15 protein-coding genes and 1 pseudogene are annotated in these 22,067 nt (G+C 71.4%); 9 read left to right on the top strand and 7 right to left on the bottom strand.

Annotated elements, in window-relative coordinates; genetic code table 11:
• The first annotated feature begins 3 nt into the window (after window positions 1-3).
• The gene (locus Q5694_RS06880; protein WP_333931186.1) at window positions 4-1,113 is read left to right on the top strand and encodes a DivIVA domain-containing protein; all 1,110 of its coding nucleotides are present in this window, start codon (window positions 4-6) and stop codon (window positions 1,111-1,113) included.
• 201 nt (window positions 1,114-1,314) lie between these two features.
• Here Q5694_RS06880 and ileS read toward each other — a convergent pair whose 3' ends face one another.
• Window positions 1,315-4,467, bottom strand: a complete 3,153-nt coding sequence (gene ileS / locus Q5694_RS06885) for an isoleucine--tRNA ligase (RefSeq protein ID WP_333931187.1) — start codon at window positions 4,465-4,467, stop codon at window positions 1,315-1,317.
• Window positions 4,468-5,091: 624 nt separating this feature from the next.
• Between ileS and Q5694_RS06890 the strand changes: the two genes are divergently transcribed.
• The 6 genes from Q5694_RS06890 to Q5694_RS06915 all read left to right on the top strand — a co-directional run bounded on the left by Q5694_RS06890 (window position 5,092) and on the right by Q5694_RS06915 (window position 11,105).
• Window positions 5,092-6,408, top strand: coding sequence for a TraR/DksA family transcriptional regulator (locus Q5694_RS06890; RefSeq protein WP_333931189.1), 1,317 nt, complete (start codon window positions 5,092-5,094; stop codon window positions 6,406-6,408).
• Window positions 6,409-6,495: 87 nt separating this feature from the next.
• Window positions 6,496-7,173, top strand: coding sequence for a signal peptidase II (gene lspA / locus Q5694_RS06895; RefSeq protein WP_333931190.1), 678 nt, complete (start codon window positions 6,496-6,498; stop codon window positions 7,171-7,173).
• Between the two features lie 43 nt (window positions 7,174-7,216).
• Window positions 7,217-8,161, top strand: coding sequence for an RluA family pseudouridine synthase (locus tag Q5694_RS06900; RefSeq protein ID WP_333931192.1), 945 nt, complete (start codon window positions 7,217-7,219; stop codon window positions 8,159-8,161).
• Entirely contained in the window at window positions 8,158-8,628 is a 471-nt protein-coding gene (locus Q5694_RS06905; protein ID WP_333931193.1) for a GNAT family N-acetyltransferase, read from the top strand. Before Q5694_RS06900 ends, Q5694_RS06905 begins: the two co-directional genes overlap by 4 nt.
• A 107-nt stretch (window positions 8,629-8,735) precedes the next feature.
• Window positions 8,736-10,322: a Na+/H+ antiporter gene (locus Q5694_RS06910; RefSeq protein WP_333931194.1), complete on the top strand. Its 1,587-nt coding sequence runs from the start codon at window positions 8,736-8,738 to the stop codon at window positions 10,320-10,322.
• Between the two features lie 39 nt (window positions 10,323-10,361).
• Window positions 10,362-11,105 (top strand): SDR family NAD(P)-dependent oxidoreductase, encoded by a 744-nt coding sequence (locus Q5694_RS06915; protein ID WP_333931195.1) that lies wholly within the window; start codon window positions 10,362-10,364, stop codon window positions 11,103-11,105.
• A 75-nt stretch (window positions 11,106-11,180) separates the two neighbouring features.
• Here Q5694_RS06915 and Q5694_RS06920 read toward each other — a convergent pair whose 3' ends face one another.
• On the bottom strand, window positions 11,181-12,305 hold the full coding sequence (locus tag Q5694_RS06920; RefSeq protein ID WP_333931197.1) for a mechanosensitive ion channel family protein: 1,125 nt from the start codon (window positions 12,303-12,305) through the stop codon (window positions 11,181-11,183).
• Between the two features lie 17 nt (window positions 12,306-12,322).
• Here Q5694_RS06920 and Q5694_RS06925 point away from each other — a divergent pair.
• Window positions 12,323-12,982, top strand: a pseudogene (locus Q5694_RS06925) (dienelactone hydrolase family protein); the annotation flags it as partial.
• A gap of 8 nt (window positions 12,983-12,990) precedes the next feature.
• On the opposite strand, the gene Q5694_RS06930 reads toward Q5694_RS06925, so the two are convergent.
• From Q5694_RS06930 to Q5694_RS06945, 4 genes are all read right to left on the bottom strand, one after another.
• Window positions 12,991-14,661: an alkaline phosphatase D family protein gene (locus Q5694_RS06930; RefSeq protein ID WP_333931198.1), complete on the bottom strand. Its 1,671-nt coding sequence runs from the start codon at window positions 14,659-14,661 to the stop codon at window positions 12,991-12,993.
• A gap of 159 nt (window positions 14,662-14,820) precedes the next feature.
• Complete coding sequence (locus tag Q5694_RS06935) at window positions 14,821-15,645, bottom strand: thioredoxin domain-containing protein (protein ID WP_333931199.1); 825 nt, start codon at window positions 15,643-15,645, stop codon at window positions 14,821-14,823.
• Window positions 15,646-15,724: 79 nt separating this feature from the next.
• Entirely contained in the window at window positions 15,725-16,420 is a 696-nt protein-coding gene (locus Q5694_RS06940; RefSeq protein WP_333931201.1) for a hypothetical protein, read from the bottom strand.
• A 70-nt stretch (window positions 16,421-16,490) separates the two neighbouring features.
• Window positions 16,491-17,840 carry a DUF2252 domain-containing protein gene (locus tag Q5694_RS06945; RefSeq protein ID WP_333931202.1) on the bottom strand — a complete coding sequence of 450 codons (1,350 nt, stop codon included), beginning with the start codon at window positions 17,838-17,840 and terminating at the stop codon, window positions 16,491-16,493.
• Between the two features lie 216 nt (window positions 17,841-18,056).
• Here Q5694_RS06945 and dnaE point away from each other — a divergent pair, with 216 nt between their 5' ends.
• On the top strand, window positions 18,057-21,596 hold the full coding sequence (dnaE, locus tag Q5694_RS06950; RefSeq protein WP_333931204.1) for a DNA polymerase III subunit alpha: 3,540 nt from the start codon (window positions 18,057-18,059) through the stop codon (window positions 21,594-21,596).
• Between the two features lie 116 nt (window positions 21,597-21,712).
• Here the strand turns inward: dnaE and Q5694_RS06955 are convergent, their stop codons facing one another.
• The gene (locus Q5694_RS06955) at window positions 21,713-21,877 is read right to left on the bottom strand and encodes a hypothetical protein (RefSeq protein WP_333931206.1); all 165 of its coding nucleotides are present in this window, start codon (window positions 21,875-21,877) and stop codon (window positions 21,713-21,715) included.
• Window positions 21,878-22,067 lie beyond the last annotated feature (190 nt).

Raw genomic sequence — 22,067 nt, forward strand, 5'->3', positions numbered from 1 at the left:
GAGATGCCGTTGACCCCCGAGGACGTGCGGAACAAGCAGTTCACGACCGTCCGCCTCCGAGAAGGCTATGACGAGGACGAGGTCGATGCCTTCCTCGACGAGGTCGAAGCCGAACTGACCCGCCTGCTCCGGGAGAACGAGGACCTGCGCGCCAAGCTGGCCGCGGCCACGCGTGCCGCCGCGCAGAACCAGCAGAACATGCGCAAGCCTCCGGAGCAGCAGGACCAGCAGCAGCAACAGCAGCAGGGCATGCGCGGTCCGGGTGGTCCCGTCCCCGCCGGCATATCGGGCCCGCCGCAGCAGCAGATGGGTGGCCCCATGGGTGGTCCGCCCCAGCTGCCGAGCGGTGCACCGCAGCTGCCCGCCGGTCCCGGCGGTCAGGGCGGCCCCCAGGGTCCCGGCCCGATGGGCCAGGGTCCGGGTCCCATGGGCCAGCCCCCGATGCAGCAGATGGGCGGCCCGATGGGCGGCCCCATGGGCGGTCCGATGGGCGGCCCCGGTCAGCAGGGTCCCGGTGGCGACAGCGCCGCCCGTGTCCTGTCGCTGGCCCAGCAGACCGCCGACCAGGCGATCGCGGAGGCCCGTTCCGAGGCCAACAAGATCGTGGGCGAGGCCCGTTCGCGTGCCGAGGGTCTGGAGCGTGACGCCCGTGCCAAGGCCGACGCCCTGGAGCGGGACGCGCAGGAGAAGCACCGCGTCGCGATGGGCTCCCTGGAGTCCGCCCGCGCCACGCTGGAGCGCAAGGTCGAGGACCTGCGCGGCTTCGAGCGCGAGTACCGCACACGTCTGAAGTCGTACCTGGAGTCGCAGCTGCGCCAGCTGGAGACCCAGGCCGACGACTCGCTGGCCCCGCCGCGCACCCCGGCGACCGCGTCCCTCCCGCCGTCCCCGGCGCCCTCGATGGCACCGGCCGGCGCGAGCGCCCCGTCGTACGGCGGCAACCAGACGATGGGCGGCGCCCCTTCGCCGTCCGCTCCGTCCTACGGCGGCCAGCAGCAGATGTCCCCGGCGATGACCCAGCCCATGGCGCCGGTGCGTCCGCAGGGTCCGTCGCCGATGGGTCAGGCGCCCTCGCCCATGCGGGGCTTCCTGATCGACGAGGACGACAACTGACGGCCTGATGGCCCGTAGTACGGCGTAGCGGTCGGCAGCGTTCAGGGCGAGGCCCCGGGATCATCCCCGGGGCCTCGCCCTTGTGCTACGCGCGTTCGCGCCCTGCGTTCGCCGGCACGCACTCCCCGTTGCGCGGGTGCGACGCCGAAGGCCCGGTGCCGCCGAGGATCTCGGCGGCACCGGGCCTTCGGTCCGTGGGCGCTACGCCTTGCGCAGGCGGAAGGTGAGGGTCAGGCCCTCGTCGGTGAACGGCTCGCCGTACGTGCCGTCCGCCTCGCCCTGGGCGAAGTCGGTGGCGAGCACCTCGTCGGCGATGAGACCGGCGTGGTCGGTCAGGGCATCCACCGTCGCCCGGTCCGTGGCGGTCCAGCGCAGCGCGATGCGGTCGGCCACGTCGAGGCCGCTGTTCTTGCGGGCCTCCTGGATCAGGCGGATCGCGTCACGGGCCAGGCCCGCACGGCGCAGCTCCTCGGTGATCTCCAGGTCCAGGGCGACCGTCGCGCCCGCGTCGGACGCTACCGACCAGCCCTCGCGCGGGGTCTCGGTGATGATGACCTCGTCGGGGGCCAGCGTGATGGTCTCGCCGTCGACCTCCACCGACGCCGTGCCCTCCCGCAGAGCCAGGGACAGGGCGGCCGCGTCCGCGTTCGCGACGGCCTTGGCGACGTCCTGGACGCGCTTGCCGAACCGCTTGCCGAGCGCGCGGAAGTTGGCCTTGGCCGTGGTGTCCACCAGGGACCCGCCGACCTCGCTGAGCGTCGCCAGGGACTCGACGTTCAGCTCCTCCGTGATCTGCGCGCGCAGTTCGGTGTCCAGCGTCTCGAAGCCGGTCGCCGCGATCAGGGCGCGGGACAGCGGCTGCCGCGTCTTGACGCCCGACTCCGCGCGCGTGGCGCGGCCCAGCTCGACCAGGCGGCGCACCAGCACCATCTGCTTCGACAGCTCCGGGTCGATGGCGGACAGGTCCGCCTCCGGCCAGGACGACAGGTGCACCGACTCGGGGGCGCCCGGGGTGACCGGGACGATCAGGTCCTGCCACACCCGCTCGGTGATGAACGGGGTCAGCGGGGCCATGAGCTGCGTCACGGTCTCGACGACCTCGTGCAGCGTGCGCAGGGCCGCCTTGTCGCCCTGCCAGAAGCGGCGACGGGAGCGGCGCACGTACCAGTTGGACAGGTCGTCGACGAACGCGGACAGCAGCTTGCCGGCGCACTGGGTGTCGTAGGCGTCCAGCGCCCCGGTGACCTGGTCGGTCAGGGCGTGCAGCTCGGACAGCAGCCAGCGGTCCAGGACCGGGCGGTCCGCCGGGGCCGGGTCGGCCGCGGACGGGGCCCAGTTCGACGTACGGGCGTACAGGGCCTGGAAGGCCACCGTGTTCCAGTACGTCAGCAGCGTCTTGCGGACGACCTCCTGGATGGTGCTGTGACCCACGCGGCGGGCCGCCCAGGGGGAGCCGCCGGCGGCCATGAACCAGCGGACCGCGTCGGCGCCGTGCTGGTCCATGAGCGGGATCGGCTGCAGGATGTTCCCCAGGTGCTTGGACATCTTGCGGCCGTCCTCGGCGAGGATGTGACCGAGGCAGACCACGTTCTCGTAGGACGACTTGTCGAAGACCAGCGTGCCGACCGCCATCAGCGTGTAGAACCAGCCGCGGGTCTGGTCGATGGCCTCGCAGATGAACTGCGCCGGGTAGCGGGCCTCGAACAGCTCCTTGTTCTTGTACGGGTAGCCCCACTGCGCGAACGGCATCGAGCCCGAGTCGTACCAGGCGTCGATCACCTCGGGCACGCGCGTGGCGGTGCCGCCGCAACCGTCCTGCGGGCAGGCGAAGGTGACCTCGTCGATGAACGGGCGGTGCGGGTCCAGGCCCGACTGGTCCGTGCCGGTCAGCTCGGTCAGCTCGGTGAGGGAGCCGACGCAGGTGAGGTGGTCCTCCTCGCAGCGCCAGATCGGCAGCGGGGTGCCCCAGTAGCGGTTGCGGGACAGCGCCCAGTCGATGTTGTTGTTGAGCCAGTCGCCGTAGCGGCCGTTCTTGACCGTGTCCGGGAACCAGTTGGTGTTCTCGTTCTCCGCGAGGAGGCGGTCCTTGATGGCCGTGGTGCGGATGTACCAGGACGGCTGGGCGTAGTAGAGCAGTGCGGTGTGGCAGCGCCAGCAGTGCGGATAGCTGTGCTCGTACGGGACGTGCTTGAAGAGCAGGCCGCGCTCGTCGAGGTCGGCGGTGAGCTTCTCGTCGGCCTTCTTGAAGAAGACGCCGCCGACGAGCGGGACGTCCTCCTCGAAGGTGCCGTCGGGGCGGACCGGGTTCACCACGGGCAGGCCGTAGGAGCGGCAGACCTTGAGGTCGTCCTCACCGAAGGCGGGGGACTGGTGGACCAGGCCCGTGCCGTCCTCGGTGGTGACGTACTCGGCGTTGACGACGAAGTGGGCCTCGGCCGGGAAGTCGACCAGCTCGAAGGGGCGCCGGTAGGTCCAGCGCTCCATCTCGGCGCCCGTGAAGGTCTGCCCGGTGCTCTCCCAGCCCTCGCCGAGGGCCTTGGCGAGCAGCGGCTCGGCGACGACGAGCTTCTCCGTGCCTTCCGGGCCCTTCGTCGCGACGACGTAGGTGACCTCGGGGTGCGCGGCGACCGCGGTGTTGGACACCAGGGTCCAGGGGGTGGTCGTCCACACCAGCAGCGCGGCCTCGCCGGCGAGCGGGCCGGAGGTGAGCGGGAAGCGGACGAAGACCGAGGGGTCGACGACCGTCTCGTAGCCCTGCGCCAGCTCGTGGTCGGACAGGCCGGTGCCGCAGCGGGGGCACCAGGGGGCGACGCGGTGGTCCTGGACCAGCAGGCCCTTGGTGAAGATCTCCTTCAGCGACCACCAGACCGACTCGATGTACTCGGGGTCCATCGTGCGGTACGGGTCGTTCAGGTCGGTCCAGTAGCCCATGCGGGTCGTGAGCTCTTCGAAGGCGTCCGTGTGCCGGGTCACCGACTCGCGGCACTTCTCGTTGAACTCGGCGATGCCGTACGCCTCGATGTCCTGCTTGCCGGAGAAGCCCAGTTCCTTCTCGACGGCGAGCTCCACCGGGAGGCCGTGGCAGTCCCAGCCGGCCTTGCGGGCGACGTGGTAGCCGCGCATGGTGCGGAAGCGGGGGAAGACGTCCTTGAAGACGCGGGCCTCGATGTGGTGGGCGCCGGGCATGCCGTTGGCGGTGGGCGGGCCCTCGTAGAACACCCACTCGGGGCGGCCCTCGGACTGCTCCAGGCTCTTGGCGAAGATCTTCTGCTCGCGCCAGAAGTCGAGCACGGCGTGCTCGAGGGCGGGCAGGTCGACCTGTGCGGGTACCTGGCGGTACGTCGGCGATGTCATCAGCGGGCTTCCTCCGGCGGACTTGCTGCCTTCCGTCCGGAGGGACGAGAGCTACGTCTGCCTGCGCCGCCTTCGGCGCGCTCCCGCGGTACCACCCTCCTTGGCCCCCCGGCACGGGGTGTGCGCCGGTGAGCCCCCTCATTGGGGTCGCGATGCCGGGTCTACTGGCCGCTGCCTGTCGCTGCGGCGTTCTTCCGGCGGCTCCGGGGTGATCTTCGCGTCGGGCTCGCCCCCGGGCTCACACCGTCCCCGGGTCGCTCTGGGCTGCGTACGCCGCTACTCGTCCCCATCCACGCTTTTCGCTCCGCCCAGTGTACGGCGCCGCGCGGGCGGCGGCCGACCGCTTTCCGGGCCGGGCGTGGGCCGGGTGCGGGCCGGGGAGGGCGGCGGGGACGAGATGGGTTTGATGACCCGAATGGACAGGGTATGGGTGTTCGGATCCTGGGACGCCCTGACCGGCGGATTACCGGGCGGGGAGCTGGGCACAACGGATGCAGGTCCGCCGCGCGGCGTGCGCGGGGCGGGCGAATCGGGCGGTGTGCCCCGTTGCCGCGGGACTCGAGTCGATTTATCGTCCCAGCACGATTCACGAGCAAGATCACAATATGTGAAGGGGCCGCGGCCATGGTGGCGAAGAAGTCCGCCGTACAGCAGCCGGCGTCCGGTGGGTCCGCAGGGGCCTCCGGCGGCGCGGCCGAGGACGCCGGCGGGAAGAAGTCCGCGCAGGCGGGCCCGGCGGGGCGGGCGGCGAAGGGGGCGGCGCAGAAGGCGACCGAGGGCGCGAAGGCGGTCGTCCGCAAGACGAAGGCGGCGGTGAAGAAGGTCCCGGCGGTCGAGAAGGACACCGCGGGGACGGCCGCGGCCGGAAGGACGGCGGCCGGAACCGGGGAACCGGTGGCCGGGAAGGCGGCGACGGAGACCGGGAGGCCCGCGGCCGGCGGGGCGGCCGGCAAGGCGTCTGCGAGGAAGGCGAGCGGGGGACAGGACAGGCCGGCCTCCAGGAGGACGGCGCCCACGAAGGCGGCCACGGGGAAGCCCGCCGCCGGGAAGACGGCGGCCCCGGAGTCCCCCGCCGGGAAGACGGCGGCCCCGGAGTCCCCCGCCGGGAAGACGGCGGCCCCGGAGTCCCCCGCCGGGAAGACCGCGGCCCCGGAGTCCGCCGCCGGTAAGGCGACCGCCAAGAAGACCACCGCCAAGAAGGCGGCGGGGAAGCAGGCGGCGGGGAAGACGGCCGCGGCCCGGAAGGCCGCGGGTGGGACGCGGGCGGCGCGGGCCGGGGAGGCCGTCGCGCGGGGGAGCGCCCGGGGGGTCGCCGGCCAGGACGCCCGGGGCACGAGCACCACCACGAAGGACGCGACCGGGAAGGGCACCACCCGGACCGGCGCGGTCACACAGGACACGGCCGGGAGCAGCACGGCCAAGAAGGCGGGCGCGGCCCACGCCGCGCAGCAGACGGGAGCGACCACGGTGGGTGCGAAGAAGACTCCTGGCACGGCGACGGCGGCCAAGACCGCGGTGCCGAAGGCGCGCGGCGCGGCCGAGCCCGGCGAGCTGGCGGTACGTCCGGGTGAGGACCCGTGGACGGCGGAGGAGGTCGACGAGGCGCGGTCGGAGCTGATGTCGGAGGAGACGCGGCTGCGGGAGGAGATCACGTCGTCGGAGCGGTCGCTGGCCGGTCTGATGCGGGACTCCGGCGACGGCGCCGGGCACGACGAGGCCGACACCGGCAGCAAGAACATCACGCGCGAGCACGAGCTGGCCCTGGCCGCCAACGCGCGCGAGATGCTCGACCAGACCACGCGCGCGCTGGAGCGCCTCGACGCGGGCACCTACGGCCTGTGCGAGAACTGCGGCAACCCCATCGGCAAGGCCCGGATGCAGGCCTTCCCGCGGGCCACGCTGTGCGTGGAGTGCAAGCAGAAGCAGGAGCGCAGGTACTGACCGGGGCCGAATGCCTCCTGAGCACGTGGATCGCGGCGGGCGTGTCGTACCCTCGTCCTCAGTCAGGCACCTAGGCGAGGGACTCACGTGGCAGAGGCGGAGCGCATCATCGGTACGCCGGAGACCCCGGACGCGGCCGGGGACGGGCAGGAGCGGCCCGGCGAGGACGCGGCGCCCGCCGGTCGCGCCGGTTCCGAGGGCGCTCCCGCCGCCGGCACCGACCGGACCCCTCCGGCCGCCGCGGCGGCCGGGCCGGACGGCGCCGCCGAGCGGCCCCGGGGCAAGCGCCGCATCGCCGTCCTGTTCGCGGTGGCCGCGTTCGCCTACGCCCTCGACCTGATCAGCAAGCTGATCGTGGTGGCCAAGCTGGAGCACCACCCGCCCATCGAGATCATCGGGGACTGGCTGAGGTTCGAGGCGATCCGCAACGCGGGCGCGGCCTTCGGCTTCGGCGAGGCCTTCACCGTCATCTTCACGGTGATCGCGGCGGCCGTGATCGTGGTGATCGCCCGCCTGGCCCGCAAGCTCTACAGCCTGCCCTGGGCGATCGCGCTGGGCCTGCTGCTCGGCGGTGCGCTGGGCAACCTCACCGACCGGATCTTCCGGGCGCCGGGCGTCTTCGAGGGCGCGGTCGTCGACTTCATCGCGCCCAAGCACTTCGCCGTCTTCAACCTGGCCGACTCGGCGATCGTGTGCGGCGGCATCCTGATCGTGCTGCTGTCGTTCAAGGGGCTCGATCCCGACGGGACCGTCCACAAGGACTGAGCGCGCGTACGGCCGCGTCGGACCCGTCCGGCATACTCGACGGGTGAGCACGATTCCCGAGATCCGTACCCTGCCCGTGCCCGACGGCCTGGAGGGCGAGCGCGTCGACGCCGCCATCTCCCGCATGTTCGGCTTCTCCCGCACCAAGGCGGCCGAGCTCGCCGCCTCGGGGAAGGTCACGGTCGACGGGTCGGTGGTCGGCAAGTCGGAGCGCGTGCACGGCGGCGCCTGGCTGGAGGTCGAGATGCCGCAGGCGCCGGCGCCGGTGCAGGTGGTGGCCGAGCCGGTCGAGGGCATGGAGATCGTCCACGACGACGACGACGTGGTCGTCATCGTCAAGCCGGTCGGCGTGGCCGCGCACCCCTCGCCCGGCTGGACCGGGCCGACCGTCATCGGCGGTCTCGCCGCCGCCGGGTACCGGATCTCGACGTCCGGGGCCGCCGAGCGCCAGGGCATCGTGCACCGCCTGGACGTGGGCACGTCCGGGCTGATGGTGGTCGCCAAGTCGGAGTACGCGTACACCTCGCTCAAGCGCCAGTTCAAGGAGCGCACGGTCGACAAGCGGTACCACGCGCTGGTCCAGGGCCACCCCGACCCGACCAGCGGCACCATCGACGCGCCCATCGGCCGGCACCCCCAGCACGACTACAAGTGGGCGGTCACCGCCGAGGGCAAGCCGTCGGTCACCCACTACGACCTCATCGAGGCGTTCCGCGCGGCGTCCCTGCTGGACGTGAAGCTGGAGACCGGCCGCACCCACCAGATCCGCGTCCACATGGCCGCCCACCGCCACCCCTGCGTCGGTGACCTGACCTACGGCGCCGACCCGACGCTCGCCAAGCGCCTGCGGCTGACCCGGCAGTGGCTGCACGCGGTGCGCCTCGGCTTCGAGCACCCCGGGGACGGCCGGTGGGCCGAGTTCTCCTGCGACTACCCGGAGGACCTGCAGCAGGCCCTGGACCAGGTCCGGGAGGAGACGTACGCGTGAGCACCCCGGGTTACGCGGTGCGGGTCGCCGAGGACCCGGCCGACCGCGAGGCGTGCTTCGCGGTGCGCAAGGAGGTCTTCGTCGGTGAGCAGGGCGTGCCGGAGGACCTCGAGTACGACGCGTACGACGCCGGGGCCGTGCACGTGCTGGCCGTCCGGGAGGACGGGGTGCCGCTCGGGACCGGGCGGCTGCTGACCGGGGCGGCGGCCGTGGCGCAGACCGGCGCGGACCCCTCGGTGGGGTGTCTCGGCAGGCTGGCGGTGGCGGCTCACGCGCGCGGGCTCGGGGTCGGCGCCGCCCTGGTGCGGGCCGTCGAGGACGCGGCACGCGCACGCGGACTCGCGGCCATGGACCTGCACGCGCAGACCCACGCGCTCGGCTTCTACGAGCGGCTCGGCTACCGGGCCTACGGGCCGGAATACCTGGAGGCCGGGATTCCGCATCAGGGGATGCGGCGCTCGCTCTGAGCCGTTCCGGGCGGTGCCCCGGCGGGTGCGGAAACGGTTTGCCCGGGCAGGTGCGTGGCAGTCTTGAGATCAGTCGTGTGCACCTCTGACCTCCCGGAGCGCTGACCGTGGATCAGCTGGCCCTGCTGTTCGTCCTGCTGCTCGGGGCCGTGATCAGCGTGCCGGTCGGGGACCGGCTCGGCGTCCCCGCTCCGGTGCTGATGACGCTCCTGGGCATCGCCCTCGCCCTGCTCGAGTTCGTGCCGAACGTCGAGATCCCGCCGGACCTCATCCTGCCGCTGCTGCTGCCGCCCCTGCTGTACGCGGCCGTGCGGCGTACCTCCTGGCGGCAGTTCACGGCGAACAAGAGACCCATCTTCCTGCTGGCCGTGGCGCTGGTCTTCGTCACCATGGCCTGTGTGGCCGCCGCGGCCGACGCGATCGTGCCGGGCCTGCCGCTCGCCGCCGCGTTCGCGCTCGGGGCGCTGGTCGCACCGCCCGACCCGGTCGCCGCGACCGCCGTCGCCGGGCAGCTGGGCCTGCCCCGCCGTCTGGTGTCGATCCTGGAGGGCGAGGGGCTGTTCAACGACGTGACGGCCATCGTGCTCTACCACGTCGCGATCGCCGCCGCCGTCAGCGGGACGTTCTCGCCCTGGCAGGCCGGCCTGGACCTGGTGCTGTCGGCCGTCGTGGCGGTGGCGGTCGGGCTCGCGCTGGGCTGGGGCGCCAACAAGCTGATGGACCTCCTGGGCGACGCGACCCTGCAGATCGGCCTGACCCTGCTGGTTCCCTACGCCTCGTACGTGATGGCCGAGGAACTGCACGGCTCCGGTGTGCTCGCCGTGCTCACCACCGCGCTGTTCCTCGCCGAGCACGGCTCCGACGCCGACGACGTCATGACGCGGCTGGCCGGGCACACCTTCTGGAACATCGTCGACACGCTCGTCACCGGCGTCGCCTTCGGCCTGGTCGGCCTGGAGCTGCACAACGCGATCAACACCGCGTCCGGGCGGTGGGGCGAGCTGCTCGGGTGGGCGGCGCTGGTGGTGTGCGTGGTGGTGCTGGTAAGGCTGCTGTGGCTGCTGCCGGCCACCTGGCTGACCAAACGGCTGCACGCGCGGCGGGACTACGACGAGGACATCCCGGTCAGCTGGCGCGAGACCGTCGTCATGTGGTGGGCGGGGATGCGCGGGGTCGCCTCCGTCGCGCTGGTGCTGGCGATCCCGCTGGAGACCGACAGCGGCGCCCCGTTCCCCAGCCGCGACGAGATCATCTTCATCGCCTTCGGGGTGATCATGGCGACGCTGGTGCTGCAGGGCCTGACCCTGCCCTGGCTGGTGCGGCGCCTGGGCGTGAAGGCCGACACCGACCACGAGAAGGAGTTCGCCAAGGCCCTGGCCCTGCGCGCGGCCAAGGCGGCCAAGCTGCGGCTGCTGGAGATCGAGCAGGACGAGGAGCTGCCCGAGGAGCTGTCCGAGCAGATGCTGCGCCGGGCCATGGACATCGCGGTGCGCATCAGCCCGGAGCTGGCCGAGGACGAGCGGCGCGAGGCGTACCGGGAGCGGGCCCGGCGCGTGAAGCGGGTGCGGCGGATCCAGCAGCAGATGCTCAGCGCGGCACGCCACGAGGTGCTGTCGGCGCGCAGCGAGCCGGGAGCCGACCCGGAGGTGGTGGACCGGGTTCTGCGGCACCTGGACGTGCGCAGCCTGCGCTGAGCTCGCGCCCGCCGGCTGACGGGCCGTAAGGTCGACCGCATGGCACGCAACGTGGTGATCAGTGGTGGAGGCACGGGGATCGGTCTCGCGACCGCGCGGGTGTTCGCGGCGGACGGCGACCGGGTGCTGCTGCTCGGCCGGCGGGCCGAGGTCCTGGACGACGCCGGGGTGCCGGGCGCACTGACGTACGCGGCCGACCTCGCGGAGCCGGACGACGTGCGCGGTGTCGCCGCCTTCGTGCAGCAGGAGCTGGGCGCCGTCGACGTGCTCGTCCACGGCGCCGGGGGCAACGGCCTGCTCGAACCGGACGCCGGGACGGACGACGAACCGCTGCGCGGCGTCGCCCGCACCTGGGCCGTGAACTTCCGGCTCAACCTCCTGACCGCCGTGCTGCTCACCGAGGCGCTGAAGACGCGCCTGGCCGAGCCCGGCGGACGGGTGCTGTTCCTCGGCTCGATCGCCGCCTACCGGGGATCGGGGAGCGGGGCGTACGCGGCGGCCAAGGCCGGACTGCACCCGTACGCCCACCAGCTGGCCCGGGAGCTGGGCCCGCGCGGCATCACCGTGAACGTCGTCGCGCCCGGCTACGTCGAGGACACCGAGTTCTTCGGGGACGCGATGGGCGCCGAGCGGCGGGAACGGCTCATCGCCGAGACCTCCACGGGACGGGCCGGGACGCCCGGTGACGTCGCCGGGACTCTGCACTGGCTGGCCTCACCGGGGGCGCGGCACGTCACCTCCCAGATCATCCAGGTCAACGGGGGCGCCGAGCGCGGACACTGACCCGGCACGCGCGAAAGGGCCGCCCGCGCAGCGCGGGCGGCCCTTTCGCGCGGAGCGCGGGCCGGGGCCGGTCGCTCAGCGCTCCGTGCGGCTCACGCCGTGGTACCGGCGCTGCTGCACCGGTACCGGGTCGTGGGAGTGACGGTGGCCGTTGCGGGACGGGGGCAGCACCGCGTCGGCGGTGTTCACCCGGGGCAGGGCGTAGGGGTGCTCGGCGGTCAGCCAGCGGATCATCTCCTCGCGGACGGTGACCCGGACGGTCCAGATGTCGTCCGCGTCCTTGGCCGTCACCAGCGCCCGCACCTCCATGGTGCTGGGGGTGCTGTCCGTGACGGACAGGCTGTAGGCGCGCCCGTCCCAGGCCGGGCACTCGCGCAGGATGTCGCGGAGCTTGTCGCGCATCGCCTCCACGGGGGCCGAGTGGTCGACGTGCCAGAAGACGATGCCGGTCATCTGCGGGGTGCCGCGCGACCAGTTCTCGAACGGCTTGGACGTGAAGTACGACACCGGCATGGTGATCCGGCGCTCGTCCCAGGTGCGGACGGTCAGGAACGTCAGGGTGATCTCCTCGACCGTGCCCCACTCGCCGTCCACCACCACCGTGTCCCCGATGCGCACCATGTCGCCGAAGGCGATCTGGAAGCCCGCGAACATGTTGCTCAGCGTCGACTGCGCGGCGACACCGGCGACGATGCCGAGGATCCCGGCCGAGGCCAGCAGCGACGCACCGGCCGCCTTGAACGCCGGGAAGGTCAGCAGCATGCTCGCCGCGGCCACCACGCCGACGATCGCGGACACCACCCGCATGATCAGCGTCACCTGGGTGCGCACCCGGCGGACCCGGGCCGGGTCACGGTGGGCCCGGGCATGGGCGTACCGGCTGTAGGACGTCTCGACGATCGCCGCCGCGATCCGGATGACGAGCCAGGCGGTGGAGCCGATCAGCACCAGGGTCAGCGTCCTGCCGACGGCCTCCTCGCGGCTCTGCAGCAGCTGCGCCTGGTCGTAGGACCCTCTCAGCAGGGCGGCGCACAGCACGAGCTGGTAGGGGATGCGGGCACGGCGGAGCAGACCCCACAGCGGGGTGTCGTGGTGCCGTTCGTCGGCCTTGCGCAGCAGGAAGTCGGTGGCCCAGCCGATCACCAGCGTGAGCACGACCGAGCCACCGACCACGATCAGCGGTCGTAGCAGGTTCTCCATGCCACCGAACCTAACCGGCTCCCCGGGGGCATGAACATGTGACTTCCGCTGCGTCCTGGGTACTGCCGCGATCCCGGGCCGCCACACCCGGCTGGCACCATGGCCCCATGAACATCATGCTCTTTCACTCGACCTACGGGTTGCGGCCCGCCGTGCACCGGGCCGCCGACCGGCTGCGGTCCGCCGGGCACGAGGTGTGGACGCCCGACCTCTTCGAGGGACGTACGTTCGACACGGTCGAGGAGGGCATGGAGCACAAGGAGGGGATCGGCAAGGACGAGCTGCTGAAGCGGGCGGTACTGGCCGCGGCGCCCTACTCGGAGCGCGGACTGGTCTACGCCGGGTTCTCGCTCGGTGCCTCCGTCGCCCAGACCCTCGCCCTCGGCGACGACAAGGCGCGCGGCCTGCTGCTCCTGCACGGCACGTCGGACATCGCCCCGGGGGTGACGGCCGAGGACCTGCCGGTGCAGCTGCACGTGGCGGAGCCGGACCCCTTCGAGACGGACGACTGGCTCAGCGCCTGGTACCTGCAGATGGGCCGCACCGGCGCCGACGTCGAGGTGTACCGGTACGCCGGGGCAGGTCACCTCTACACCGACCCCGACCTGCCGGACTACGACGCGGAGGCCGCCGAGACCACCTGGCGGGTGGCACTCGGCTTCCTCGACAGCCTCTGAGGGACGGCTCAGACCGGGTCGTGGACGCGTTCCAGCTTCTGCGTGCCGCTGCGGGTGCGGTAGGAGCGCGCCCACTTGGCGGTCGCCTCGCGCCGGGCGCGGTCGGAGACGACGTAGTAGTCCATCTGCGCGCGTTCGGCCGTGAGGTCCAGGACGCCGAAGCCGTGGCGGTCGGTGTCGACCCAGTGGACGTGCCGGTTGGCCGCGCGGATCACGGGCGAGGCGACCGCGGAGACCGTGCCCTCCGGGACCTTCACGATGTCGTCGAGGTTGTCCGAGGTGACCGAGGTGACGACGAACTCCGTGGCGGCCGACGGGGACAGCGGGTAGGTGCCGGCGTCGACCGGCACGTCGTTGGCCCACGCCATGTGGATGTCGCCGGTGAGGAAGACCGTGTTGCGGATGGCGTGGGACCGCAGGTGCGCCAGGATCTCGCGGCGGTCGTCGGTGTAGCCGTCCCACTGGTCGGTGTTGAGGGCGAGGCCCTCCTGCGGCAGGCCCAGCAGCTTGGCCAGTGGCTTGAGCAGGTCGGCGGAGAGCGAGCCGATGGCGAACGGCGAGATCATCACCGAGTTGCCGACCAGCCGCCAGGTGGTGTCGGACGCCTTCAGGCCCGCCTTGAGCCAGTCGAGCTGGGCGCGGCCGGTGAGGGTGCGGTCCGGGTCGTCGACCTCGCCGTTGCCGACCTTGACCTGCTGGGAGCGGAAGGTGCGCAGGTCCAGCAGCGACAGGTCGGCCAGCTTGCCGAAGCGCAGCCGGCGGTAGGTGGTGCCGGCGATGGCGGGACGCACCGGCATCCACTCGAAGTAGGCCTGCTTGGCGGCCGCCTGACGGGCCGACCAGGTGCCCTCGGCGCCCTCCGTGTGGTTCTCGGCACCGCCCGACCAGGCGTCGTTGGCGAGCTCGTGGTCGTCCCAGATCGCCACGACCGGGGCCGCGGCGTGCAGCGCCTGCAGGTCCGGGTCGGTCTTGTAACGGGCGTGCCGGATGCGGTAGTCGGCCAGCGTGACGATCTCGTGCGCCGGGGCGTGCGGGCGGACGACCGTGCCGCGGGTGCCGTACTCGCCGGTGCCGTACTCGTAGATGTAGTCGCCCAGGTGCAGCCAGGCGTCCAGGTCGCCGCGGGCCGCGAGGTGCCGGTACGGGGAGAAGTAACCCGCCTCCCAGTTGGCGCAGGACACCACGCCGAAGCGCAGCCCCGGGACGGCCGCGTCGTGTGCGGGGGCGGTGCGGGTGCGGGCGGCGGGGGAGTCGGTGCCGCCGGCGGAGAATCGGAACCAGTAGTCGGTGGCCGGCTCCAGACCGCGGATGTCGGCCTTCACGGTGTGGTCCGATGCGGCCGTCGCGAGGGCGGAGCCCTTGGCGACGACGTCCATGAACGCCTTGTCCCTGGCGACGGTCCAGCTCACCTCGGTGTCCGGGCCGAGCCCGGAGCCCGGTATCGCCTCCGGGACGGGCGTCACGCGCGTCCACAGCAGGACGCCGTCCGGCAGGGGGTCGCCGGAGGCGACGCCGTGCAGGAAGGCGGGTGCCTGGTCGACGGCGCGCGCGGGCAGGGTTGCCGCCAGCGGCCCGGCCAGGACAGCAGTCGCCGCCGCGGCCTTGACGACCGTACGGCGGCGCGGAGCGAGGGAGTTGAGGCCCTCGGACGTGTTCGATGATCTGTATCGACTGGTCACGGCCGATCAGGTTACCGGTCGGTATGACCCACAGCGGGCGAACTCCGGAAGTTCGCCCGCTGTTTGAGTAGTGGCTCCTCGCATTCACCCGGCCTGCCCGCACGAGGAGTCGTCCTGTGCTACGGCGGACCGGGCACGCGAACGGCCGGGAGGCCCCGGCTACTTCTTGAGGGCCGCGTCGATCGCCTTGTTGAAGTCGTCGGGGGTCATCGGGGTGTTCTTGCCGTCGCTGCCGGTGATCTTCTTGCCGTCCATGAGCAGCGTGGGCGTGCCCTGGAAGCCGTACTTGTCGCCGTCGGCGTCGAACTTCTCGCTCATGACCAGCGCCCACTTGTCGTAGGTGCCGTTCTTGACGGCCGTCTGGAACGTCTTGTTGCCCTTGAGGCCGTCGACGGAGTTCGCCACCTCGATCAGGTAGTCGTCGTCCTTGAACTTGTCCTCGGTCTCGCTGGGGTGGTACTTCGCCGAGTACAGCGCCGTCTTGTACTTCAGGAAGGCCTCGGGGCCGACGTTCAGGGCGGCACCGAGCGCGCTGAGGGCGTTCTTGGAGCCCACTCCCGGCACGTTGCCGTCGATGAACGTCGCACCGACGAACTGGATCTTGTACTTGCCGTCCTCGACGTCCTTGTCGACCGTCGAGCCGACGGACTGCTCGAACGCGGCACAGGCCGGACAGCGCGGATCCTCGTACATGACGAGGGTCTTCTCGGCGCTGTCCTTGCCGATGACGACCGTGGTGCCGTCCTTGCCCGAGGTGTTCGCCGGCTTGACGAGCTTGGCGTCCTTCGCGGCGTCCCATCCGTCGGGCTTGTTGGCCTGCACGACCGCGTAGCCGATGCCGCCGGCTATCGCCAGGACGGCGACGATCGAACCGGCGACGATGATCTGCCGCCTGGTCTTGGCGCGCTTGGCCTCGCGCTCGCGCTCGACGCGCAGCCGCTCGCGGGCCGCCGTCTTGGCCGCCTGGCTGTTCCGCTTGCTCATGGTGGTGTTCTCCAGTGGGGACGCGCACACGCCGGTGCGCGGAATACGTCAGGGGGACTGCGGGTGCTCGGGAGGTGCCTCAGACGAGGGCGGGCGAGCACGGCGGTCCACGCCGTCCCAGGGAGTACGCGAGGATCCGGCCGCGGGTGCCGGCCCCACGGCGGGCGGCGGGGGCGGACAGCCGGCGTCCGGCCGGGGCCCGCTCCACCGTGACCGCGGCGACCGCCAGCAGCAGCGGCCGGAAGGTCGTCGCCGCCACCGCGCGCAGCAGCTGCGCGAGGGCCCGCTCGCCCCGGCGCAGCCAGAGCGCGGCGGTGAGGCCGACGCCGAGGTGCGCGCCGAGCAGCAGCCAGGCCGTGGCCGGGTCGGCGTGGGCGATCGCGACGGCGAGCCGCTCGGTGCCGGTGGCCCCGGCCACCCGGGCCAGCGGACCACCGATCTCGCCGCCGCCGCAGAGCACCTCCAGCCCGACCGAGCGCAGCGGGCCCGCGACCGGGCCGCCCGCCCGGCCGTAACAGGCGTGCTGGCCCGTGGTGAACACCGTGTCGGCGGCCAGCTCCAGCGGGATCAGCAGGGCCGCGATCCGCGGGAAGGAGCGTTCGCGGCCCGCCAGGGCGAACGCGATGGCGAACACCGCGGCGGCGACCGCGGCCACCGTGCCCACCGGCAGCGGGACCCGCGACAGCAGCACGTGCGACGCGGTGCTGAGCGTCACGACCACGGCCGTGAACAGCGCCGCGCGCACGGCTCTGAGCGGGATCCCGGATATGTCCATAGCGATAGGAGAGTGTGTCACGGGGTCCGGTAAGAGACCCCTAAAGGGTGCCTGTGAATGGTGCCGTTCGTCACACCCCCGGGATGCGGCCGTTGCGGAACAGGTCCACGAAGATCTGGTGGTCGGCCCGCGCCCGGGCGCCGTAGGCGTGAGCGAAGTCCACCAGCAGGGGCGCGAAGCCCTCCTCGTCGGCCGCGATCGCCGCGTCGATGGCCCGCTCCGTGGAGAACGGCACCAGGGACTCGCCGGACTGGTCGTCGGCCGCCGCGTGCATCGCGGCCGTCGCCCGCCCGAGGTCCGCCACCACCTGGGCGATCTCCTCCGCCTCGTCGATGTCGCCCCAGTCGAGGTCCACCGCGTACGGCGAGACCTCGGCGACCAGCTGGCCCGCGCCGTCCAGCTCGGTCCAGCCCAGCCACGGGTCGGCGTGGGCCTGCAGGGCCCGCTGGGAGATGACCGTGCGGTGCCCCTCGTGCTGGAAGTAGTCGCGGATCGCCGGGTCGGTGATGTGCCGGGAGACCGCCGGGGTCTGGCCCTGCTTGATGTAGATCACCACGTCGTTCTCCAGGGCGTCGCTGTGCCCCTCCAGCAGGATGTTGTACGACGGCAGCCCCGCCGAGCCGATGCCGATGCCGCGCCGGCCCACGACGTCCTTGACGCGGTAGGAGTCCGGGCGGGCCAGGGAGCTGTCCGGGAGCGTCTCCAGATAGCCGTCGAAGGCGGCGAGCACCTTGTAGCGCGTGGCCGCGTCCAGCTCCACGGAGCCGCCGCCGGGCGCGAAGCGGCGCTCGAAGTCACGGACCTCCGTCATCGACTCCAGCAGCCCGAACCGGGTCAGCGAGCGGGCGTCGCGCAGCGCGTCCAGCAGGGGGCCCTGCGCGGTGTCCAGCGTGAAGGGCGGCACCTCGTCGCTCTTGGCGCCGGTCGCCAGCGCGCGGATCCGCTCCCGGTAGGCGACCGCGTAGACCGTCACCAGCTCGGAGATCTGCTCGTCGCTGAGCGCCTTGGCGTACCCGATCAGCGCGACCGAGGCGGCGAAGCGCTTCAGGTCCCAGGTGAAGGGACCGACGTAGGCCTCGTCGAAGTCGTTGACGTTGAAGATCAGGCGGCCGGTGGCGTCCATGTACGTGCCGAAGTTCTCCGCGTGCAGGTCGCCGTGGATCCACACGCGCGAGGTGCGCTCGTCCAGGTACGGCAGGCCGAGGGTCCTCCCGGCCCGCCCGCCGTCCTTCTCCTCGTCCAGGTCGTGGTAGAAGAGGCACGCCGTGCCGCGGTAGAAGGCGAACGCCGAGGCGGCCATCTTGCGGAACTTCACGCGGAACGCGGCAGGGTCGGCGGCCAGCAGCCGGCCGAAGGCGGTGTCGAAGACGGCGAGGATCTCCTCGCCGCGACGCTCGTCGCTGAGCTGCGGGAACGACATCGCTGGGTGCCTCCTGGTGCAGACGTCTGCGGGCGGCAGGTCCGCCCCTTGCCTAACGTGCGGCGGCCGGCGGGAGTGCCCCCGGCCCACACCGAGAAGGTACGCGGGTCCGCCCTCCGGGTGTCACCGCCGAGGCATAGACTTCGACGCTGTCCCCCAGACTGTCCGCAGCCTGTCGGGCCCCGTCCGCCCACGTCTTCCCTGGAGGCCGCAGCCGTGTCGAAGCCGCCGTTCACGCACCTGCACGTCCACACCCAGTACTCGCTGCTGGACGGTGCCGCGCGGCTGAAGGACATGTTCGACGCGTGCAACGAGATGGGCATGTCGCACATCGCGATGTCCGACCACGGCAACCTCCACGGGGCGTACGACTTCTACCACTCCGCGCAGAAGGCCGGGATCACCCCGATCATCGGGATCGAGGCGTACGTCGCGCCCGAGTCCCGCCGCAACAAGCGCAAGATCCAGTGGGGCCAGCCGCACCAGAAGCGGGACGACGTCTCCGGCTCCGGCGGCTACACCCACAAGACGATGTGGGCGGTGAACAAGACCGGGCTGCACAACCTCTTCCGGCTGTCCTCCGACGCCTACGCGGAGGGCTGGCTGCAGAAGTGGCCCCGGATGGACAAGGAGACCATCGCCCAGTGGTCCGAGGGCATCGTCGCCTCCACCGGCTGCCCCTCCGGCGAGGTCCAGACCCGGCTGCGCCTCGGCCAGTTCGACGAGGCACTCAAGGCCGCCTCCGACTACCAGGACATCTTCGGCAAGGACCGGTACTTCCTGGAGCTGATGGACCACGGCATCGAGATCGAGCACCGGGTCCGCGACGGCCTGCTCGAGATCGGCAGGAAGCTCGGAATCCCCCCGCTGGTCACCAACGACTCGCACTACACCTATGCGCACGAGGCGGGCGCCCACGACGCGCTGCTGTGCATCCAGACCGGCAAGAACCTGTCCGACCCGGACCGCTTCAAGTTCGACGGCACCGGCTACTACCTCAAGTCCACGGACGAGATGTACGCCATCGACTCCTCGGACGCCTGGCAGGAGGGCTGCGCCAACACGCGCCTGATCGCCGAGATGGTCGACACCACCGGCATGTTCGAAAAGCGCGACCTCATGCCGAAGTTCGACATCCCCGAGGGGTACACGGAGGTCAGCTGGTTCCGCGAGGAGACCATGCGCGGCATGCACCGCCGCTTCCCGGACGGCATCCCGGACGACCGCATGAAGCAGGTCGAGTACGAGATGGACACCATCATCTCGATGGGCTTCCCGGGCTACTTCCTCGTGGTGGCCGACTTCATCATGTGGGCCAAGAAGCAGGGCATCGCGGTCGGCCCCGGCCGTGGTTCCGCGGCCGGCTCGATCGTCGCCTACGCCCTCGGCATCACCGACCTCGACCCCATCCCGCACGGCCTGATCTTCGAGCGGTTCCTCAACCCCGAGCGCATCTCCATGCCCGACGTCGACATCGACTTCGACGAGCGCCGGCGCGTGGAGGTGATCCGGTACGTGACGGAGAAGTACGGCGCCGACAAGGTCGCCATGATCGGCACGTACGGCACCATCAAGGCCAAGAACGCGATCAAGGACTCCGCGCGCGTGCTGGGCTACCCGTACGCGATGGGCGACCGCATCACCAAGGCCATGCCCGCCGACGTCCTCGGCAAGGGCATCCCGCTCTCCGGCATCACCGATCCGAACCACCCGCGCTACAGCGAGGCCGGCGAGGTCCGCGGGATGTACGAGAACGAGCCGGACGTGAAGAAGGTCATCGACACCGCCCGCGGTGTGGAGGGCCTGGTCCGGCAGATGGGCGTGCACGCGGCCGGCGTGATCATGTCCAGCGAGACCATCACCGACCACGTCCCGGTCTGGGTCAGGCACACCGACGGCGTGACCATCACGCAGTGGGACTACCCGAGCTGCGAGTCGCTCGGCCTGCTGAAGATGGACTTCCTGGGCCTGCGCAACCTCACGATCATGGACGACGCCGTCAAGATGGTGAAGGCCAACAAGGGGATCGACATCGATCTCCTGAGCCTGCCGCTCGACGACCCCACGACCTTCGAACTGCTCCAGCGCGGCGACACCCTCGGCGTCTTCCAGTTCGACGGCGGCCCCATGCGCTCCCTGCTCCGGCTGATGAAGCCGGACAACTTCGAAGACATCTCCGCCGTGTCGGCCCTGTACCGCCCGGGCCCGATGGGCATGAACTCCCACACCAACTACGCCCTGAGGAAGAACGGCCAGCAGGAGATCACCCCGATCCACCCGGAGCTGGAGGAGCCCCTCAAGGAGGTCCTGGACGTCACCTACGGCCTGATCGTCTACCAGGAGCAGGTGCAGAAGGCCGCCCAGATCATCGCCGGTTACTCGCTGGGCGAGGCCGACATCCTCCGCCGCGTGATGGGCAAGAAGAAGCCCGAGGAACTGGCGAAGAACTTCGTCCTGTTCCAGGAGGGCGCCCGCAGGAAGGGCTTCAGCGACGAGGCCATCCAGGCGCTGTGGGACGTGCTGGTCCCCTTCGCCGGCTACGCGTTCAACAAGGCGCACTCCGCCGCGTACGGACTCGTCTCGTACTGGACGGCGTACCTCAAGGCGAACCACCCCGCCGAGTACATGGCCGCCCTGCTCACGTCCGTGAAGGACGACAAGGACAAGTCGGCCGTCTACCTCAACGAGTGCCGCCGCATGGGCATCAAGGTGCTCCCGCCGAACGTCAACGAGTCGATGTCCAACTTCGCCGCGCAGGGCGACGACGTGATCCTCTTCGGCCTCTCCGCCGTCCGCAACGTCGGCACGAACGTGGTCGAGTCGATCATCCGGTGCCGCAAGGCCAAGGGGAAGTACACGTCCTTCCCGGACTACCTGGACAAGGTGGAGGCGGTGGTCTGCAACAAGCGCACCACCGAATCCCTGATCAAGGCCGGCGCCTTCGACTCCCTGGGCCACACCCGCAAGGGCCTCACCGCCCAGTACGAGCCGATGATCGACAACGTGGTCGCGGTCAAGCGCAAGGAGGCCGAGGGGCAGTTCGACCTCTTCGGCGGCATGGGCGAGGCGGAGACCAGCGAGCCCGGCTTCGGACTCGACGTCGAGTTCTCCACCGACGAGTGGGACAAGACGTATCTGCTCGCCCAGGAGCGGGAGATGCTCGGTCTGTACGTCTCCGACCACCCGCTGTTCGGGCTGGAGCACATCCTGTCCGACAAGGCCGACGCGGGCATCTCCCAGCTGACCGGCGGCGAGCACGCGGACGGGGCGGTCGTCACCATCGGCGGCATCATCTCCGGTCTGCAGCGCAAGATGACCAAGCAGGGCAACGCCTGGGCCATCGCCACGGTCGAGGACCTCGCCGGTTCCATCGAGTGCATGTTCTTCCCGGCGACCTACCAGCTCGTCTCGACCCAACTCGTCGAGGACGCCGTGGTGTTCGTCAAGGGCCGCCTCGACAAGCGCGAGGACGTGCCGCGGCTGGTCGCCATGGAGCTGATGGTCCCGGACCTGTCCAACGCCGGCACCAACGCGCCCGTGGTCCTCACCATCCCGGCCACCCGGGTCACCCCGCCGCTGGTCAGCCGCCTCGGCGAGGTGCTCAGCCACCACAAGGGCGACAGCGAGGTCCGGATCAAGCTCCAGGGACCGACCAAGACGACCGTGCTGCGCCTGGACCGGCACCGGGTCAAGCCCGACCCGGCGCTCTTCGGCGACCTGAAGGTGCTGCTCGGCCCGTCCTGCCTGGCGGGCTGAACCGGCCGGCGCGGGCCGCGCACACGCGTGAGGGGCGTACCCGGTACCTGGTACGCCCCTCGTGCACGTGTGTGGGGGGTCGGCGAACCTGGGTCGGCAAACCCTTCACACAGACGTCAGTTGTGGCCGAAGCTGCGCTTGCGCTTGCGGGTCGCCACGTCGCCGGGGGTCAACTCGACCTCGGGCTGGGCCTCCGTCTCGGCCGCCGGACGGCGGTCCGCCCGCTGCCCGCGGTCGGTCGGACGCTGCTGCTTACGGTCACGGTTCTTGTTCTTGGCCATGGTGATGCCTCCTGTGGGGGATCTAGGGGCCAGGGCCGGGATCAGATTCACACAGGCCGACGACGCTCGCATGTCGAGCAATCACCCTGCGTGACAGGGGTAGTCGGAGAAGGGCGGGGCGAAACGCCACGCCGAAGATCGAGTTCCGGCCGTTAACCTCCGCGCCGTCGGGCAGACTCGAAGCGAGCCC

This window comes from Streptomyces sp. AHA2, from assembly GCF_036857595.1.
GTDB lineage: Bacteria > Actinomycetota > Actinomycetes > Streptomycetales > Streptomycetaceae > Streptomyces.

Bases quoted from the DNA above. Each gene is read 5' to 3' on its own strand.
- Q5694_RS06880 (WP_333931186.1), top strand. From the start codon at position 4: ATGCCGTTGACCCCCGAGGACGTGCGGAACAAGCAGTTCACGACCGTC.
- ileS (WP_333931187.1), bottom strand. From the start codon at position 4,467: ATGACATCGCCGACGTACCGCCAGGTACCCGCACAGGTCGACCTGCCC.
- Q5694_RS06890 (WP_333931189.1), top strand. From the start codon at position 5,092: ATGGTGGCGAAGAAGTCCGCCGTACAGCAGCCGGCGTCCGGTGGGTCC.
- Q5694_RS06915 (WP_333931195.1), top strand. From the start codon at position 10,362: ATGGCACGCAACGTGGTGATCAGTGGTGGAGGCACGGGGATCGGTCTC.
- Q5694_RS06920 (WP_333931197.1), bottom strand. From the start codon at position 12,305: ATGGAGAACCTGCTACGACCGCTGATCGTGGTCGGTGGCTCGGTCGTG.
- Q5694_RS06935 (WP_333931199.1), bottom strand. From the start codon at position 15,645: ATGAGCAAGCGGAACAGCCAGGCGGCCAAGACGGCGGCCCGCGAGCGG.
- Q5694_RS06940 (WP_333931201.1), bottom strand. From the start codon at position 16,420: ATGGACATATCCGGGATCCCGCTCAGAGCCGTGCGCGCGGCGCTGTTC.
- Q5694_RS06945 (WP_333931202.1), bottom strand. From the start codon at position 17,840: ATGTCGTTCCCGCAGCTCAGCGACGAGCGTCGCGGCGAGGAGATCCTC.
- Q5694_RS06955 (WP_333931206.1), bottom strand. From the start codon at position 21,877: ATGGCCAAGAACAAGAACCGTGACCGTAAGCAGCAGCGTCCGACCGAC.